The following is a 16702-nucleotide window of genomic DNA, read 5'->3' on the forward strand; positions in this document are numbered from 1 at the left end:
AGTCGATCACAATTCGACACATTATCAGCGGAGCACCCGGCCGAAGAACTCGAGCTGATCGGCGAGCGCACGTCGTTGCCACACACCGTCATAGACATCGAAGTGATCGACCGGGTACTCCTTGACGACAGCGTGATCGCCGAGTTTCCGCGCCATGCGATGGGCCGCGGCGACCGGGACGACACGGTCGGCCTCGCCGATCTGGACGAGTACCGGGCAGGTCACCTGTTCGGCGTAGATCGTCGGTCGGTTGCGGGCGACCTCCAGCGCATGGCGGGCACCGATCTCGTTGCGCCACGTGGGTCCGGCGAACGATGTATAGGCCTCCTTCGCACCCGTCACGGTGATCATCGCCGTGCTGCCGGGTTGTCCCACGATGGGCACCATGCGCGGCCGGCCGCCGGTGATCACGGTCGCCGCATCGGCGAGTCCCCGTGCTGCGAGGCGAGCCAGGCGGCCGACCCCGTCCTTGCGCGCGATCAAGGCGAGGCCGGCCAGGCCGTCGGTTGCCGGTGTCAGCGAGACCACGGCCGCGATCCGACGTGACTGTGCGGCGACCGCGATCGCATGGCCCGCCGAGTACGAGGTGCCCCACAGGGCGATTCGATCGGGGTCGACGCCGGGCAGGCGGCGCGCGGCATCGATCGCGGCGTGGTAGTCCTGTCGTTGCCGGCGGTACGAAATGAGCTGTCGTGGCGTGCCTTCGGAATCGCCGAAGCCGCGGTAGTCGAAGACGAATGCGTCCAGCCCGGCTGCCGCGAACGACTCGGCGTAGGGCAGCAGGCCGGTGTCCCGGGTTCCGCCGAATCCGTGTGCCAGGACAACGCACGGCCGCCCGGAACGCCGTTCGAAGGCAGTGCTCGTGGCGGGGATATGCCATGCGGCACAGGTGATTCCGTGACTGGTGAATGAGAGATCTTTGCGTGTCATCGAATTCGTCATCGCTTTCTCAACGGCTCCCGGCTCGGGCGAAGGCAGACTTGCGCACGGTGGTGAAATGGAGGGCAGGATCGTCGACGGGACCACGGCGCAGGCGCTCGACGTCCTTTTCGTAGACATGTTCGAGGGTCCACGGCCCCTCGTCGCCGGCCCGGGGGAATGCGCCGATTCCGCGGTTGACGTAGCCCGCCTGGAGATCCAGGATCGGGAACCGCTCCATGCCCGGATTGTCCAGGACCGGGACGACGGTGTCGTAGCCGAAAGCCTTCATGTGGTCCAGCAATCGGCAGAAGTGCTCGGCAACCAGCTCGACTTTGAGGGTCCAGGAGAGATTGCTGTAGCCGACGGCGTAGGCGAGGTTGGGAATCCCCGAGAGCATCATCGCCTTGAAGGCGACCAGGTCCGGGAGATGGGCCTGCTGCCCGTCGACGCTGAGGGTGATGCTGCCGAACGGGAGCATATTGAGTCCGGTGGCCGTGACGACCACGTCCGCGACCAGCTTTTGGCCCGACCGGAGCCGGATGCCGTTCTCGGTGAACCTGTCGATGTGGTCGGTCACCACCGACGCTTTCCCCGAGGAGATGGCCTTGAACAGATCGCCGTTCGGCACCATGCACAGGCGCTGTTCCCACGGCTTGTAGCGCGGCGTGAAATGCGTGTCGACGTCGAAGTGCTCGGGCAGCTGAGCTCGAACCTGTGCGATGAGCAGCTTGCGCATCAACCCCGGCGCCAGCTTGCTCGCTCTGAAGAGTCCCCGGCCGAGTGCGATGTTCTTGCGCCGGCTGATCCGGTGTGCCCGCTCCGGTCCGACGACCTTGTTCAGGAGGTGGGCGGTGACGTCCACGCCGGGGGCCGAGAGCACGTAGCTCGGCGAGCGTTGGAGCATGGTGACGTGCTTGGCCAGTGGCGTCATCGAGGGGATCAGGGTGACGGCCGTGGCGCCGCTGCCGATCACCACTACGCGCTTGTCGGCGTAGACGAGGTCGTCGGGCCAGAACTGCGGATGGACGACCCGTCCCTTGTACTCGCCGATGCCCTCGAAGTCGGGGACGAAGGCGGACTCGTAGTCGTAGTAACCGGTGCTGAGGAACAGGAAGCGCGAGGTGAAGGTCGCGGGACGCCGACTGCCGGTCCGGTGGACCGTTACCGTCCACAGCCCTGAGCCGGTGTCGAAGTCGGCGGCAACCACCTTGTGGCCGAAGCGAATTCGCTCGCGAATCCCGCATTCTTCGGCCGTCTTGCGCAGGTATTCGAGGATGTACGGCCCTTCGGCGATCGACAGGGGGCTGGTCCACGGCTTGAAGCTGTAGCCGAAGGTGGGCATGTCCGAGTCGGATCTGATTCCCGGGTAGCGGAACAGGCTCCAGGTGCCGCCGATCTCCTCGCGCGCCTCCAGGATCGCGAACGACGTCCCTGGACGTTCACACTTCAGATGGTGGGCGATGCCGATTCCGGAGATCCCGGCGCCGATGACCAGGACGTCGACGTGCCTCGAACGGTGTTCCGTGGAGCGCCCATTGCGCTTGATGATCATGCTTGTCAAATCTCCTGGGGCTGGGATACACGGGGTACGTGCGGTGCGCCGCGGCAGCTTCGATACCCTGAAGTAGAACTCAATTCGAGTTTGAGTATGGAGTCGGCCGGCAGGTCCGTCAATGCCTTCCGTGGAGTCCATTGACACCCGATGGATCGTGACTTAGCTTACTTCGAAATCGAATCATATTCGAGTTTGCTGAGACAGCTGGCGTCCCTTGGAGAAAACGATGGCCCACAATCACCAGGCGTTCGATATCGCCAGCCTGATGGCACCACCCCCGCCGAGCGCGGCATCGAAGCGTCTATCGCTCATCGGCGTCGCGGCGCTCCTCGCGACCGTCACCAACGCGGTCACGTTCATGCTGCCGCCGCTGCTGCCGTTGATGCAGGCGAGGTTCGCACTCGGCCTGTCGGATGAGACCTGGATCTTCACGGCCTTGACCCTGGGTGGCGGTGCTGGATTCGTCCTGCTTCCACGGCTCGCCGACGTCCTCAGCGACCGCACCACCGCACTGCTGTCGGGCAGCGTCCTGACACTGGGGGCGCTGATCCCGGCCATCGGAAACTCGTACCCCACAATCGTTCTCGGCTGTGCCCTACTGGGATTCGGCAGCTCGGCGCAGCTGTTGCCGATCGGATTCCTGCGCCGGCACCTTCCCGGAAGCAAGGTCTCGACCGCCGTCAGCGTCCTGATCATGGCGACCGGCACCGGTGTCGTCGCCGGCATGATCGGCGGCGGGCTGACGGTCCGCAGTCTGTCGATCGCGAGCTTCTTCTGGATCCTGGTGCTGGTCTCCGCGGCGACGACGGTGGCCCTGATGATCATCGTCCCGTCCGCGAAGCCGGAATCGGCCGGCAAGATCGGCGTTCTCGGCACCGTCTGGATGCTCGGCTGGCTCACTGCCGTGCTCCTCACCTTCACTCAGGGGCTGGTGTGGGGCGACGTCGTGCTGGTTCCGCTGGTGGCCGGGATCGTCGGCGGCATCACCTGGATACGCGCGCAACGGCGTTCGGCAACAGCGGTTTTCGATCTGAAGCTGCTCAAGATGCCGTTCGTCGGGGTCGCGTTGCTGTCCGCGGGTCTGTTCGGTGCCGTGGACGCCGGGTTCCTCCTGCTGGTCAGTTACTACACGCAGACACCGAGGGGCGCCGGTTACGGGCTCGGCATCGATGCCCTGGGCACCGGTCTGCTGATGCTTCCTTTCGCCCTGACGATGTTCATCAGCGGCAAGGTCGCGGAGAAACGTGTCGCCAAGGGCCGTCCGGGCGAGGTGCTCGTCCTCGGCGCGTCGATCTCCGCTTGCGGGCTCGCTTTTCTGGTCGTCGCCCATCGGCAGTGGTGGGAGTACCTCGTCGGCGCCGCCCTCATCGGACTCGGCAGTCGCGCCGGATACAGCGGCGCCTTCGCGGTGCCGCAGCTGCTCGTGCCGGAACGCAAGGCCGGGATGGCCGCGGGGATGGCGGGCACCACGATGGCGATCGGCATCGCCTTCGGCTCCGCGTTGATCACCGGCGTGCTCAGCGCCGGCACCGACCCGGCCACCCACCTGCCGACGGCATCTCTCTACACGGTGGGCTACCTGGTCACGCTGGCTTGTGCGCTGCTCATCCTGGTCGCCACGCTCGTCTCTCAACTACGTCATCACGGCGAGTTCAAGGCCCTGCTCCGGCAGTCGGGAGTGCTCGCATGAGCGACCGGGCTCTCAACACCATCACTGGCGCTGACAGGTGCGGCGTGGCACCCGCGGCGACAGCCATCCGAATTCGACACAGAGGATAATCTTGCAGACTCATAGCAGAACCGGCGCTGACACAAGCCGATTCGATCTCACCGGCCGGACCGCGATCGTCACCGGCGCCTCCCGCGGCATCGGTCTGGCGGCGGCGCACGCGATTGCGGCAGCCGGCGGCAACGTGGTCGTGACGTCGCGCCGGCAGGAATCCGCGGATGCCGCGGCGGCCGAGATCGGCGGCAATGCAATCGGTTTCGCCGCGCACGCGGCCGACGAGGACGAGGCCCGGTGCTGCATCGACGTGGCGTTGGAACGGTTCGGCAGCGTCGACATCCTGGTCAACAATGCGGCGACGAACCCGGCCTATGGACCGGTCTGCGACCAGGACTACGCCCGATTCGCCAAAACCTTCGAGGTGAACCTGTGGGCGCCGATCCTGTGGACCTCGGTGGCGACCCGCGCGTGGATGGGGGAGCACGGGGGCGTCGTGGTCAATACGGCGTCGATCGGCGGGATGGGTTTCGAGGCGAACCTCGGTGTGTACAACGCATCCAAGGCCGCACTGATCCATCTCACCAAGCAATTGGCGCTCGAGTTGTCGCCGCAGGTGCGAGTGAATGCCGTCGCGCCAGGCGTGGTGCGGACGAAATTGGCCGAAGCGCTGTGGAAAGAGCAAGAGGACCAATTGAATTCGGCTACCGCGTTGTCGCGGATCGGTGAGCCCGACGACGTCGGCTCCGCGATCGCGTTCCTGGTTTCGGACGCGGCGAGCTGGGTGACCGGGGAGACCTTCGTCATCGATGGCGGGCAGCGGCTGGGTGACGCCGGGCTCTTCCGGACGGCGGGTGCGATCAATGTCTGACAACCGGCAGCCTTCCGACCTGGACGTCCAGGCGCCCCCGGGCCTCGACCTCGAGCGACTCGGTACCTGGTTCTCCGCCCAGATCCCCTGTGCGGGAAGCCGATTGCGGGCGTCCCTGATCGCCGGGGGCAGGTCCAATCTGACCTACGGGGTCACCGACGGCGCGTCGAGCTGGATCGTTCGCCGGCCACCGCTCGGCCACGTGCTGGCCACCGCGCACGATATGGCCCGCGAGTACCGCGTGATGTGGGCGCTGCAGCAGACCGCGGTGCCGGTGCCGATGGTGTACGCGCTGTGCCAGGACGACGCCGTGATCGGTGCGCCCTTCTATGTGATGGAGCGCTGCGCCGGTGTGCCCTACCGCCGGGCCGCGGAGCTGGAATCGCTCGGCGTCGAACGCACTCGCCTGATCTCGACGCATCTGGTGGACACACTGGCCGCACTTCACCGCGTGGACCCGCCGGAGGTGGGCCTCGCCGAATTCGGCAAGCCGGAGGGCTATCTCGCACGCCAGGTGCATCTCTGGAAGAAACAGCTCGACGCCTCGTACAGCCGGGATCTTCCCGCGGCCGACGCGCTCTACGAGCGCCTGGCCGCCGACGTGCCGCAGGAGTCGGCCACCGGCATCGTGCACGGTGACTACCGGCTCGACAACCTGCTCGTCGACTCCGGCGATCAGGTCACCGCGGTGCTCGACTGGGAGATGGCGACGCTCGGCGACCCGCTGACCGACCTGGCGCTGATGCTCACCTATCACCGGCTCGGTGAATTGCTCGGTGGTGAGGTGGTCGCCGATGCGGCTTCGGCTCCGGGCTTCCTCGATGAGAAGGAGATCATCGAGCGCTACGCCCGGGCCAGTAGCCGTGACCTGTCGCGGTTCGGTTTCTATCTCGGTCTGGCTTCGTTCAAGCTGGCCGCGATCCTCGAGGGCATTCATTTCCGGTATCTCAACGGCCAGACGGTCGGGGCGGGGTTCGACAAACTGGGGGCGGCGATCCACCCGTTGCTCGACGCCGGTCTCGACGCGTTGCACGAGGTCCGCTGATGTACTTCGCCTATGACCCCCTCACCGCGGAGCTGCGGGAGACGATGCTCGAGTTCATGAACGACCACGTCTACCCGGCGGAGAAGGTCTTCGCGGAACAACTGGCCCAGCTCGACGACAAGTGGGCCTGGGACTCCGTGCCGATCATCGGGGAGCTGCGGGCCGAGGCCCGCTGGCGCGGGCTGTGGAACCTCTTCCTGCCCGGCGAAGAGGGAGCGGGACTCACCAATCTGCAGTACGCCGCCGTCGCGGAGATCTCCGGCCGCAGTCACTTGGCTCCGGCGGCGATGAACTGCGCCGCCCCCGATACCGGGAACATGGAGGTGCTCTCGCTCTTCGGCAGCGGACAGCAGCGCGAGAAGTGGCTCGAACCGCTGCTCGAGGGCGAGATCCGTTCCGCCTTCGCGATGACCGAGCCGGATGTGGCCTCCTCCGATGCCACCAATATCGGGACCCGGATCGAACGGGACGGCGACGAGTACGTCATCAATGGCCGCAAGTGGTGGATCACCGGCGCGATGAACCCGAACGCCAAGATCTTCGTCGTGATGGGCAAGACCGACCCCTCCGCCCAGCGGCACCGTCAGCAGTCGATGATCCTGGTCGAACGGGATACCCCGGGATTCGAGATCCATCGGGCCATGCATGTCCTGGGTTACGACGACCATGACCACGGTGGCCACGCGGAACTCTCGTTCACCGATGTGCGGATCCCGGTCGAGAACCTCATCGCTGACGAGGGCGACGGGTTCGCCATCGCGCAGGCCCGGCTCGGACCCGGCCGGATCCACCACTGCATGCGGTCCATCGGCGTCGCCGAGCGTGCGCTCGCGTTGCTGTGCGCGCGGGCGGACGAACGGGTCGCATTCGGAAAACCGCTGTCCGAGCAAGGCGTGGTGCGGGATTGGATCGCCGAGTCCAGGGTCCGTATCGAGCAACTCCGGCTCTTGGTGCTGAAGACCGCGTGGCTGATGGACACGGTCGGAAACAAGGGCGCGCACACCGAGATCCAAGCGATCAAGATCGCCACCCCGGCCACCGTGCAGTGGATCCTGGACAAGGCCATCCAGGTATTCGGCGCCGGCGGCCTGTCCCAGGACTTCCCGCTGGCCGCCGCCTACGCGAGCATCCGCTCCCTGCGGTTCGCCGACGGACCGGACGAGGTGCACAAGAGCACGCTCGCACGCACCGAGCTGCGCAACCAGAGGGCGGCCCGATGACCGCCGGCCATCGGGTGGCGGCGCGGAACATCGCCGAGATGTCGCACACCGCCGGTGCGTAGAGTCGGTGGTCTGCGCTGCGCGATGTCAGGATTTGCGCGGGGCAACCAGGCCTGATTCGTATGCGAGGACCACGAGTTGGGCGCGATCGCGGGCGTGGAGCTTGGTCATGGCTCGGTTGACGTGGGTTTTCGCGGTGAGCGGGCTGATGACCATGCGGCCCGCGATCTCGTCGTTGGACAAACCCTGGGCGACGAGGGTCACGGCTTCGCGTTCGCGGGTGGTCAACTCTTTCGGCCCGGTGCCGGTACCGATATCGAGCGGCTGGGAGATGGAATGCCGGCATTCACCCTGCCGGGGCCGTCGGTACTGGTCGGGCCGCGGTCGCAGAAGGATTCGGCTGACAGGAGAGGGGTTTCGACGTGTCCGACAACCGCACTTGGCGAGCCCGGCTGATCGCGACGTCGGCACCGGCGGCGGTGATCTGGATCCGCGTCTACGTGGGCGTAGTGTTCCTCACGGAGGGCATCCTGAAGTTCACCCGCCCCGACACTCTGGGCGCCGGCCGGTTCGACAAGGCCGGCATCCCGGCTCCGGGGTTCTTCGCCCCTGTCGATGGGGTGTTCGAAATCGTGTGCGGTGCACTGATTCTGGCCGGACTTGTCACCCGTCTCGCGGTTGTGCCGATGATCGTGGACATGGTCGGCGCGCTGCTGATCACGAAACTTCCTATCGTGTGGGGCGACGCGCCGCTGTTCGCCCGCGAATCCGGGTTCGGTGATTTTCTGCACGAAGCCCGCCTGGATTTCGCGCAACTGTGCGGCAGCGTATTCCTGCTGCTCGTCGGTGCCGGGTCCTGGTCGGTGGACGCGCGCCTGACGGCCACCGCGAGATCGGCTGCGTCACACTGAAGTTCAATCCTCGCCGAGGACTTCGCGGGCGAGCCCGCGCAAGGCGCGCCGGTCCTCGGCCAGCGCGGTGCGTCCGGGTGCGGGCCGGTATCAGTGTCATGACCGCGCTGGGCCGGGTGGGGCAGCCTGCCGATATCGCCGATGTGGTGGCCTTTCTCGCCTCCGAGGACGCCCGCTGGATCACCGCCAATGTGGTCGATGTGAGCGGCGGCACCGCCGTCAGCCCGGCCATCGGCGCACAGTAGCGGCCGTCGATCGATAGATGACCAGCGCGACAATGATGAACGAGGATCGCGTTGTAGCAGAGCGGTATTCAGGAAGCGGCGGGCTCGTCGGCCCAGCCGGTTGCGGTGCGCACCTCGGCGACCAGTCGGGAGATCAGGCCGACCGGGCCCCGGGGCAGCCACAGGGCGGCCATGTAGGCGGGTTCGGCGTCGGTCACCGGCAGCCAGCGCACTCCGGGGACAGCGGCCGCACGGCCGAACGGTTCGGGGGCCAGGACTATGCCGCGACCACGAGCTACCAAGAGGATCGCGTCGTGTAGATCGTTGAGCATGGGTACCCGAGCGGCGGCCGCGGTGTCCGGGGCGGCCGTTCGGCGGCCGCGGGCGTCCTCGGGGAGGAAGAGTTCGGGCATCACGACCGGGTCGTCGGCGAGGTCGGCCAGTGTCACGGCCTCGCGATGTGCGAGGCGGTGCTTGCCGGGTAGCGCGACCATGCGGGTATCGGCGCGGACATTCGCGCGTTCCAATTGATCATGGTCGGCTGGTGGCCACATGAATGCGACGTCGGCCGCTTCCGACAACAGCAATTGCCAGCCGTTCTGCGTGGCCGGAATGGTCAGTAGGTCGACACGCAGGCCCGGGACCGCGATTTCGAGGGCATCGGCGATATTCGTGGCGAAGTCGGTTGCCGCGTAGGGGCAGCAGGCCACGCGCAGCCGCCCTTCCTGACGCTGGGCCACGGTCTGGACACGCAGTGCCAGTGCGTTCAGGTCGGTGAGGATTTCCGCGCCGCCCGTGGCCAGTTCCGCGCCGGCCGGAGTCAGCACCACACCCCGTGGTGTCCGGATCAGCAGGCTCACACCGAGACTGCGCTCCAACTGCTGGACGTGCAGCGAGACAGCCTGCTGTGTCAGGTGGAGCTTCGCGGCGGCACGGGTGATGTTCGATTCCTGCGCGACGGCCACGAAGGAGCGCACGTGCTGGGTGTCGAGGTGGGGCACACCGGGATCGTAGAGCGTCAGGACTGTCGAGGCGGTGCGCAAGCCCGTCTCCGCTGTGCAAAGGGTTGCCACAAGCCTGACTTGTGGACCGGCCTCGGATCCTTGTTTCTCAAATCGGTTGCAGGCCAGCACAATTGCATCGTGGCCGGAACGACGGCCGGGGCGTCGGCAATACGGTGCCAGCGGATGCGGTGCGACCGCATCCGACATTTCGAGATCGAGGAGTACCTCATGAGCACGATCGTTGTTTCGCACGGCTTGGGGGCGCGTGACGACAGCGTGTGGTTCCCTGCCTTCGAGGCCGAGCTCGAAGGCAGGGGGCACCGCGTCGTGATCCCCAACCTGCCCGGCACCGACGCGCCGCGGCTCGATCCGTGGCGCGAGACACTCACCGCGGCGGCGGCGGGCCCGGCCCGGGACATCGTGCTCGTCGGTCACAGCATCGGCGCGGTCAATGTCCTGCGTATGCTCGAAGCACACGACCCGGGCACCGGGGTTTTCGCCGGCGTGGTCCTGGTCTCGGCGTCGGTGCACGAGGTCGGCTACGACCTGCTCGCGGAATTCTTCAAGGACGATTTCGACTGGTCGCACATCCGCCGGACGGCCGGGCAGTTCCGCGTTCTGCAAGCGATCGACGACCCCGTCAATGCCCCGGACCCGCTCGAGCACGTCAATGTCCTGGTCCGCGAGCTCGGCGCCACCGCCCTGATCCTGCCGACCGGCGGCCACCTGGGCGCCGCCCCCGATGACCACATCCAGCTCCCCGAAGCCGTCCGGCTGGTCGTCGACTGCCTGGACGCCGGTCGATGAACCAGCCCGTCCGCTGGAAGCTGTGGCTGCTCACCGTGTGCGGCATCTATCCGGTAATCACCGTTCTGGCAACGATTCTGGGCCCGGTGCTCGCATCCTGGCCGACGCCGCTGAGGCTCGCCCTGCTCATCCCGATCAGCGTCGCGGCCATGGTGTGGATCGTCATGCCGTTCCTCACCCGCCGCTTGGGCGGCTGGCTCGCCCACTGATCCCGACCCGCGCGAGGTCGCCTCCGGGTCGTGTTGCGTGAGCGCCGGGTGTGGAAGGGTGGGGATATGAACCGATTGGGCAGCGCGACATCGCCTTACTTGCGTCAGCATGCTGGGAATCCGGTGCACTGGCGGGAGTGGGATGCGGAGGCGTTGGCCGAGGCGGCCGAGCGGGATGTGCCGATTCTGCTGTCGATCGGGTACGCGTCGTGCCACTGGTGTCATGTGATGGCGCACGAGTCGTTCGAGGACGAGGCCACGGCGGCGGTCATGAACGAGAACTTCGTGTGTATCAAGGTGGATCGGGAGGAGCGGCCTGATCTGGACGCGGTGTACATGAATGCCACCGTGGCCATGACCGGGCAGGGTGGGTGGCCGATGACCTGCTTCCTGACGCCGGAGGGGGAGCCGTTCTATTGCGGGACGTATTACCCGAAGACGCCGCGGCACGGGATGCCGTCGTTCACCCAGGTGCTGACGGCGGTGAGCGAGACGTGGCGGAACCGGCGCGACGAGGTGAACACGGCGGCGGCGCAGGTGGCCGACGCGCTGCGGCAACAGACCGCGGGGCTGCCGGATGCGGAGATCGGGGTCGGGCCGGAGTTGCTCGAGCATGCGGTCGGCGCCGTGTTGAAGGATGTGGACGGCCGGCACGGCGGGTTCGGGGGCGCACCCAAGTTCCCGGCGTCGGCCCTGCTGGAGGGACTGCTCCGGCATTACGAGGTGACCGGCAATCCGACCGTGTTGCAGACTGTTTCGTTCACCTGCGAGTCGATGGCGCGCGGCGGCATCTACGACCAGCTGCGGGGCGGGTTCGCGCGGTACTCGGTGGATGCGGCGTGGGTGGTGCCGCACTTCGAGAAGATGCTCTACGACAATGCGCAGCTGCTGCGCGTGTACGCGCATCTGGCCCGGCGGGGGTTTGACGAGTCGGCCGATGAGCGTGCGACCGATGCGTGGGAACCGCTGGCGCTGCGGGTGACTCGTGAGACCGTGCAATTCCTGCTGACGGACCTCGGTACCGAGCAGGGGGCCTTCGCCTCGGCGCTGGACGCGGACACCCACCTGGAACCGGGCGGGCCCGGGGTTGAGGGAGCCACCTACGTGTGGACGCCCGCCGAGCTCAACGGCGTGCTCGGCGCGCTCGACGGTGCCTGGGCGGCAGAGGTTTTCAATGTCACCACGGCGGGCACCTTCGAGCACGGCACCTCGGTGCTGACCCGGTACACCGATCCGAAACCGGCCGATTACGAGCGGTTCGAGGCGATCCGGGCGAAGCTGTCCGCCGCCCGTGCGCGCCGCCCGCAGCCGGATCGGGACGACAAGGTGGTCACCGCCTGGAACGGCATGGCCATTGTCGCGCTCGCGGAAGCCGGTGCGGCACACGGATATCCGGAGTGGATCGCGGCCGCCGTCCGGTGCGCCCGCTTCCTGCTCGACACCCATATGAGCGGCGGCCGCGTCTGCCGCGCCTCGCTGGGCGGCGTGCCCGGTGCGGCTCCGGGCGTGCTGGAGGATTACGCGTGGCTGGCGCTGGGGTTGCTCGCGCTGCATCAGACCGCCGAGGGCGACTGGCTGGACGCGGCGCAGGATCTGCTGGACGCCGCCATCGCCCACTTCGCCGATCCGGAAACCTCCGGCAGCTGGTTCGACACCGCCGACGACGCCGAGACCCTGCTGACCCGGCCACGCGACCCGCTGGACGGCGCGACCCCGTCCGGCACCGCGGTTCTCGCGGAGGCACTGCTCACCGCGGCCGCCCTCATCGATCCGCAGCGGGCCGACCGCTACCGGCAGCTGGCCGATCACACCTTGACCCGGGGTGCGGTGCTGCTGGCTCGCGCGCCCCGCTCGGCCGGCCACTGGCTCGCCGTCGCCGAGGCCGCCCTGCGCGGCCCGATCCAGGTGGCCGTGGTGGACGGCCCGGACGGCGAATCCGGCTGGGCCGCAACGCTGGTGGCGGCCGCCCGCGCCGCCGCACCGGGCGGATCGGTGATCGTGTCCGGCCCCGTCGGCTCCCAGCCGCTGCTGGCCGACCGGCCGCCGGTGCGCGACACCTCCGCCGCCTACATCTGCCGCGGTTCGGTCTGCGACCTCCCGGTCACCACGGTCGAGGATGTGCGCGCCGGACTGCTGCCCCCGCCCACCGCCTGATCGCCGCTGCCGGCACGGCCGGCGTTCAGGTCGCGTTGTCGACGCGGTGCCCGGCCTTGACCGCGGCGGGCACCGCGACGAGCACCGCGATGATGTGGGCGGCGCGAAACAGCCCGAGTATCACCGCATTCGGGGTCCAGTGCGTGAAGAGGTCGCCGAGGTGCTCGGCCGTCAGCGCTGCCCGCAGCGGCTCGACCGCCAGCGAGGCCAGGCCGAGCGTGCCCAACCCCACCACGAGAATCCCTCGCGCCCACAGGTTTCCGGCCAGCATGCGGGCCGCCAGCGCGAAGACCGTCAGATAGATCGCCGCCCGGATCGGCAGCCCGAGTGCGAGGCCGGCCAGGTGGGCCCCGGGCTCATCGAGGGCGAGCGCGACGCGTCCCAACGTCTCGCCCACGCCCGCGATCAGCGCGACCACGATCGCTCGATAAGCCAGTACCGCCCGCTGCGGCCGCGCCCACACCGCCGCCGAAGTCCGCTCGAACGCGCCGATTTCATTCATAGCGCTACTGTCCGGCGTCCCGATCCGCACCGAATCCCCCGCGAGTACGACAAGCGCCCAGTCCTCAGGTACGACACCGCGATTCGATGGGCCGAGCCCGGCCGTGCCGCCGGTGCTTAATCCGTTGCCGCCCGGAGCGGGCGGTCATACAGTCCCGGAGGTGTTCGGTTCAAGTTTCTCACCGGAGAATTGCCAGGTCCCGCCAGGTGCAATGCCGACCCTTGCGCGGGTTGATGATTAGCGATCCGCGGCCCGGCCGGCGGACTCCGAAGACGGGGGTGCGGCCGGTCGGGGGCCGGCCTGCGGGGCACTGCCGTTGCGGTGGGGCGCTGCGGGGGACACCACGTCGGTCCAGCCCGGAGTGGGTTCCTTGCGGCCGCGGAGGTGGAGAGTGTCGTGCAGGATCCACTGCGTGCGCTCGGCGTCGCAGGCGGCGTCTATGACCGCCTGACTGGCCAGAATGCGGCGCGGCACCAGTTTGGCCTCGGTGGTGAGGCGGGCCGCCTCGTTGACCGCGTCGCCGATGACGGTGAACTCCAGCCGGGTGTCGGTGCCGACATCGCCGGCGAACACCAGCCCGCGCGCGATGCCGATGCCCACATCGAGCTCGCCCAGCGCGGCCACCTCGTCGCGTATGCGGCGGGCGGCCCGCAGCGCCGGGGTGGCATTGTCGTCGAGCGCGATGGGTGCGCCGAAAATGCACAGCGCCGCATCGCCTTCGAACTTGTTGACCAGGCCCTGGTTGTCCTCGGTGGCCGCCACCACGATGGACAGCAGCCGATTCAGCTTGGCCACGAAATCATGCGGGGCGAGCTCGGTGGCCATGGCCACCGACCCGGTCACGTCCACGAACAGCGCGGTCGCCACCCGCATGTCGCCGGTCAGGCTGGGGCTGCCCGACAGCGCCCGCTCGGCCACCTCGGTGCCCACGTGCCGGCCGAAGACGGTCCGCATGCGCTCGCGCTCACTGAGATTGGCGGCCAGCTCGTTCACCGAATGCTCGAGCCGCCCGATCTCGCTGGTGCTGTTGATCGTCACCCGGGCGTCGAGATCGCCGCGGGCGATCCGGTCCAGCGCGTCGCGCAGCGTGTGCATGGGCGTGGCCACCGCCCGGGCCAGCGCCGCCGTCGCCACCGCGCCCGCGGACAGGCCGACGATGGCCATGTAGATCCCGGTCCGGATGCGGTCCTGGGCATCGGTGGACGGGTCGGCCAGCACGGTGATCAGCATGAACAGCGGCACCGCGCCCGCTACCGCGAAGGTGACCAGCACCCGGGCCAGCACGGTATTGCTCCAGTGCGCGGTCTCGTCCAGCACCTCGGCCACCACCGGAATGGTCGGCCGGGTCAGCCGGTCCACGATCAGGAAGGTGAGCGCCGCCGACTCCAGCCCGCCCAGGGTGAACATCGACAGCACCACCGGGAAGCTGCGGTCCTCGGTGGCGTGCGCGAAGACGAACGCGGCCACGAACACACCCGGCAGCCAGATGGCCAGGGCCCGTCCGGTGATCGCGACCGGCAGCCGCAGCAGCCGTTTCGCCTCGACCTCGGTCGGTGGCCGGTGCTGGTCCAGCCAGCTGAAATAGTGGTGCCGATCCCGCACCGCGAGCATGATGCCGACCAGCGCGCCGATGGCCGGATAGATCGATACCTGAATGAAGGTGGCCATCCAGTCCGGTCCGAGCCGGCTCAGGAAACCACTCAGGAAGAGTTCGGTGGTGATCACCGCGAGGCCACCGAGATTGCACGCCATGACGACAGCAGACAGACCCCCCGGCGCCCGCAGCGCCCACAGGATGAGTCTGCTGGTCACGTCGCAGACTTTAGAGAACGTTCGCCTCGGATTGCACGTTTGTGAGTAATTGCTCGGATCAGCGCAACAGCACGAACCAGATGGCAACGTAGTGGCACAGCCACGCGACCACCGTTGCCGCGTGGAAGAACTCGTGATGCCCGAAGACCTCCGGCCACGGGTCCGGCCAGCGCGACGCGTACAGGATCCCGCCCACGCTGTAGGCGATACCGCCCGCGAGCAGCAAGATCACCGGCGTCCAGCCGACATGCCCGATGAGCGTCCCGGCCACCGGCACGATGGCCCACCCCAGCAGCAGGTACAGCGGCACCCCTACCCAGCGGGGGGCGGTGGGCCACAGCATCTTCAGCGCTACCCCCGCCAGCGCCCCCGCCCAGACGATGGCCAGCAGGATGGTCCCGGCGCTGCCCCGCACCCCGAGCAGGGCGAACGGCGTGTAACTGCCCGCGATGAACAGGAAGATCATGGAATGGTCCGCCCGCTTCATCCACATGCGGGCCCGCGCGGTCTTCCAGTTCACCCGGTGATAGGTCGCGCTGATCCCGAAAACCCCGCACACCGTGATCCCGTAGACCAGCGTCGACCAGGCGGCCTGCGCCGACACGGTGATCGCCACCGACACCAGCACGATCACCGCGATGGCGGCGACGCCCACGGCCCAGGCGTGAATCCATCCGCGCATGCGGGGCTTGATGAGTTCCAGCTCCTCGCGGACGGTTTCGATGATCCCCACCGCCGGATCGACCGGCTGTACTGCCTCGGTCATCAGTTTCCTCCTCGGTAACCTACGGTAGCGTAGGTTGGCGGTGGGCCACCTCTCATAGTGGCTGTCGTCACGACGGGCCCCGGGTGTTTCGCTGGTCTGTCCCGGTCGCTCCGCCATTCGTTCCGGGGGCGTAGGGTTGCGGCCGTGAAGATTGCGAGTCAGGTGCGTGGACTCCCATATCGCATATACGAGTCACGGCTGTCCAGGCAGCTGGCTGGCAAACAACATCCCCGGCACGTCGCCGTGATGTGCGATGGCAACCGGCGGTGGGCGCGGGAGAACGGGTTCAGCGATATCAGCCATGGCCATCGAGTCGGTGCGCTGAAGATCGCCGAACTCGTGGGCTGGTGTGGCGAGGCGGGCATCGAGATGGTGACCCTCTACCTGCTCTCCACCGAGAATCTGCGCCGCGACTCCGACGAGCTCGAGACCCTCTTCGAGGTCATCACCGACGTCGTCGACGAACTCTCTGCGCCGGAACAGAATTGGAGCGTCCGCATCGTGGGCGCCCTCGATCAGCTGCCCGCCGAGTTCGCCCGGCGCCTGAGCGAGGCGGCCAAGAGCACCGAGGGCCGCACCGGCGTGCACGTCAATGTCGCCATCGGTTACGGCGGCCGTCAGGAGATCGCCGACGCGGTGCGCTCGCTGGTCCGCCAGGAGATGGACGCGGGAGAGACCGGCGAGGATCTGGTCCAGTCCATCACCGTCGACGCCATCGGCCAGCATCTCTACACCTCGGGCCAGCCCGACCCCGATCTCGTCATCCGCACCTCCGGTGAGCAGCGGCTGTCGGGATTCCTGTTGTGGCAGAGCGCGTATTCGGAGATCTGGTTCACCGAGGCGTACTGGCCGGAATTCCGGCGCGTGGATTTCCTGCGCGCCCTGCGCGATTACGCGGCGCGGCACCGCCGCTTCGGGGTGTAGAACACGGCGAATCAACGGTTCCATTGCAGTGCAATGGCTTCCGTGTTCGCGGGA

At 67.8% G+C, this 16702-nt stretch carries 16 protein-coding genes and 2 pseudogenes; 10 read left to right on the top strand and 8 right to left on the bottom strand.

From position 1 onward, the window contains the following. Positions 1–24 precede the first annotated feature (24 nt). Positions 25–930, bottom strand: a complete 906-nt coding sequence (locus ABZV44_RS08330) for an alpha/beta hydrolase (RefSeq protein WP_354833399.1) — start codon at positions 928–930, stop codon at positions 25–27. 19 nt (positions 931–949) lie between these two features. Beyond that, positions 950–2473, bottom strand: a complete 1524-nt coding sequence (locus tag ABZV44_RS08335) for an NAD(P)/FAD-dependent oxidoreductase (RefSeq protein ID WP_354833401.1) — start codon at positions 2471–2473, stop codon at positions 950–952. Positions 2474–2702: 229 nt separating this feature from the next. On the opposite strand from ABZV44_RS08335, the gene ABZV44_RS08340 reads away from it, so the two are divergent. From ABZV44_RS08340 to ABZV44_RS08355, 4 genes are all read left to right on the top strand, one after another. Further along, complete coding sequence (locus ABZV44_RS08340; protein WP_354833403.1) at positions 2703–4166, top strand: MFS transporter; 1464 nt, start codon at positions 2703–2705, stop codon at positions 4164–4166. 91 nt (positions 4167–4257) lie between these two features. Next, positions 4258–5070, top strand: coding sequence for an SDR family oxidoreductase (locus tag ABZV44_RS08345; protein ID WP_354833404.1), 813 nt, complete (start codon positions 4258–4260; stop codon positions 5068–5070). Next, a complete protein-coding gene (locus tag ABZV44_RS08350; RefSeq protein ID WP_354833406.1) occupies positions 5063–6115 on the top strand; it encodes a phosphotransferase family protein in 1053 nt (350 codons plus the stop codon). Before ABZV44_RS08345 ends, ABZV44_RS08350 begins: the two co-directional genes overlap by 8 nt. Beyond that, complete coding sequence (locus ABZV44_RS08355; RefSeq protein WP_354833408.1) at positions 6115–7335, top strand: acyl-CoA dehydrogenase family protein; 1221 nt, start codon at positions 6115–6117, stop codon at positions 7333–7335. The genes ABZV44_RS08350 and ABZV44_RS08355 overlap by 1 nt, the downstream gene beginning before the upstream one ends. Before the next feature lie 87 nt (positions 7336–7422). Here ABZV44_RS08355 and ABZV44_RS08360 read toward each other — a convergent pair. Next, a pseudogene (locus ABZV44_RS08360) lies at positions 7423–7626 on the bottom strand (helix-turn-helix transcriptional regulator); the annotation flags it as partial. A gap of 131 nt (positions 7627–7757) precedes the next feature. On the opposite strand from ABZV44_RS08360, the gene ABZV44_RS08365 reads away from it, so the two are divergent. Beyond that, positions 7758–8246, top strand: coding sequence for a DoxX family protein (locus tag ABZV44_RS08365; protein ID WP_354833410.1), 489 nt, complete (start codon positions 7758–7760; stop codon positions 8244–8246). A 3-nt stretch (positions 8247–8249) separates the two neighbouring features. Here the strand turns inward: ABZV44_RS08365 and ABZV44_RS08370 are convergent. Next, a pseudogene (locus tag ABZV44_RS08370) lies at positions 8250–8336 on the bottom strand (PadR family transcriptional regulator); the annotation flags it as partial. An 8-nt stretch (positions 8337–8344) separates the two neighbouring features. Here ABZV44_RS08370 and ABZV44_RS08375 point away from each other — a divergent pair. Next, positions 8345–8491 carry an SDR family oxidoreductase gene (locus ABZV44_RS08375; RefSeq protein ID WP_354833411.1) on the top strand — a complete coding sequence of 49 codons (147 nt, stop codon included), beginning with the start codon at positions 8345–8347 and terminating at the stop codon, positions 8489–8491. Positions 8492–8559: 68 nt separating this feature from the next. Here ABZV44_RS08375 and ABZV44_RS08380 read toward each other — a convergent pair whose 3' ends face one another. Then, a complete protein-coding gene (locus ABZV44_RS08380; protein ID WP_354833413.1) occupies positions 8560–9471 on the bottom strand; it encodes a LysR family transcriptional regulator in 912 nt (303 codons plus the stop codon). A 231-nt stretch (positions 9472–9702) separates the two neighbouring features. Here ABZV44_RS08380 and ABZV44_RS08385 point away from each other — a divergent pair, with 231 nt between their 5' ends. The 3 genes from ABZV44_RS08385 to ABZV44_RS08395 all read left to right on the top strand — a co-directional run bounded on the left by ABZV44_RS08385 (position 9703) and on the right by ABZV44_RS08395 (position 12644). Next, on the top strand, positions 9703–10281 hold the full coding sequence (locus tag ABZV44_RS08385; protein ID WP_354833415.1) for an alpha/beta fold hydrolase: 579 nt from the start codon (positions 9703–9705) through the stop codon (positions 10279–10281). Then, positions 10278–10490, top strand: a complete 213-nt coding sequence (locus tag ABZV44_RS08390) for a hypothetical protein (protein ID WP_354833417.1) — start codon at positions 10278–10280, stop codon at positions 10488–10490. The genes ABZV44_RS08385 and ABZV44_RS08390 overlap by 4 nt, the downstream gene beginning before the upstream one ends. A gap of 66 nt (positions 10491–10556) precedes the next feature. Next, positions 10557–12644 (top strand): thioredoxin domain-containing protein, encoded by a 2088-nt coding sequence (locus tag ABZV44_RS08395; RefSeq protein ID WP_354833419.1) that lies wholly within the window; start codon positions 10557–10559, stop codon positions 12642–12644. 25 nt (positions 12645–12669) lie between these two features. Here the strand turns inward: ABZV44_RS08395 and ABZV44_RS08400 are convergent, their stop codons facing one another. From ABZV44_RS08400 to ABZV44_RS08410, 3 genes are all read right to left on the bottom strand, one after another. Continuing rightward, complete coding sequence (locus tag ABZV44_RS08400; protein WP_354833421.1) at positions 12670–13146, bottom strand: hypothetical protein; 477 nt, start codon at positions 13144–13146, stop codon at positions 12670–12672. Positions 13147–13383: 237 nt separating this feature from the next. Beyond that, positions 13384–14958: an adenylate/guanylate cyclase domain-containing protein gene (locus tag ABZV44_RS08405; RefSeq protein ID WP_354833423.1), complete on the bottom strand. Its 1575-nt coding sequence runs from the start codon at positions 14956–14958 to the stop codon at positions 13384–13386. 58 nt (positions 14959–15016) lie between these two features. Then, a complete protein-coding gene (locus ABZV44_RS08410) occupies positions 15017–15724 on the bottom strand; it encodes a hemolysin III family protein (RefSeq protein WP_354833425.1) in 708 nt (235 codons plus the stop codon). Positions 15725–15868: 144 nt separating this feature from the next. Here ABZV44_RS08410 and ABZV44_RS08415 point away from each other — a divergent pair, with 144 nt between their 5' ends. Next, positions 15869–16648, top strand: a complete 780-nt coding sequence (locus ABZV44_RS08415) for an isoprenyl transferase (RefSeq protein WP_354833426.1) — start codon at positions 15869–15871, stop codon at positions 16646–16648. The last annotated feature ends 54 nt before the right edge of the window (positions 16649–16702 follow it).

Source organism: Nocardia sp. NPDC004860 (assembly GCF_040609015.1).
Taxonomy (GTDB): Bacteria; Actinomycetota; Actinomycetes; order Mycobacteriales; family Mycobacteriaceae; genus Nocardia.

Bases quoted from the DNA above. Each gene is read 5' to 3' on its own strand.
- ABZV44_RS08400 (WP_354833421.1), bottom strand. From the start codon at position 13,146: ATGAATGAAATCGGCGCGTTCGAGCGGACTTCGGCGGCGGTGTGGGCG.
- ABZV44_RS08375 (WP_354833411.1), top strand. From the start codon at position 8,345: ATGACCGCGCTGGGCCGGGTGGGGCAGCCTGCCGATATCGCCGATGTG.
- ABZV44_RS08340 (WP_354833403.1), top strand. From the start codon at position 2,703: ATGGCCCACAATCACCAGGCGTTCGATATCGCCAGCCTGATGGCACCA.
- ABZV44_RS08390 (WP_354833417.1), top strand. From the start codon at position 10,278: ATGAACCAGCCCGTCCGCTGGAAGCTGTGGCTGCTCACCGTGTGCGGC.
- ABZV44_RS08335 (WP_354833401.1), bottom strand. From the start codon at position 2,473: ATGATCATCAAGCGCAATGGGCGCTCCACGGAACACCGTTCGAGGCAC.
- ABZV44_RS08355 (WP_354833408.1), top strand. From the start codon at position 6,115: ATGTACTTCGCCTATGACCCCCTCACCGCGGAGCTGCGGGAGACGATG.
- ABZV44_RS08410 (WP_354833425.1), bottom strand. From the start codon at position 15,724: ATGACCGAGGCAGTACAGCCGGTCGATCCGGCGGTGGGGATCATCGAA.
- ABZV44_RS08385 (WP_354833415.1), top strand. From the start codon at position 9,703: ATGAGCACGATCGTTGTTTCGCACGGCTTGGGGGCGCGTGACGACAGC.
- ABZV44_RS08350 (WP_354833406.1), top strand. From the start codon at position 5,063: ATGTCTGACAACCGGCAGCCTTCCGACCTGGACGTCCAGGCGCCCCCG.
- ABZV44_RS08330 (WP_354833399.1), bottom strand. From the start codon at position 930: ATGACACGCAAAGATCTCTCATTCACCAGTCACGGAATCACCTGTGCC.
- ABZV44_RS08395 (WP_354833419.1), top strand. From the start codon at position 10,557: ATGAACCGATTGGGCAGCGCGACATCGCCTTACTTGCGTCAGCATGCT.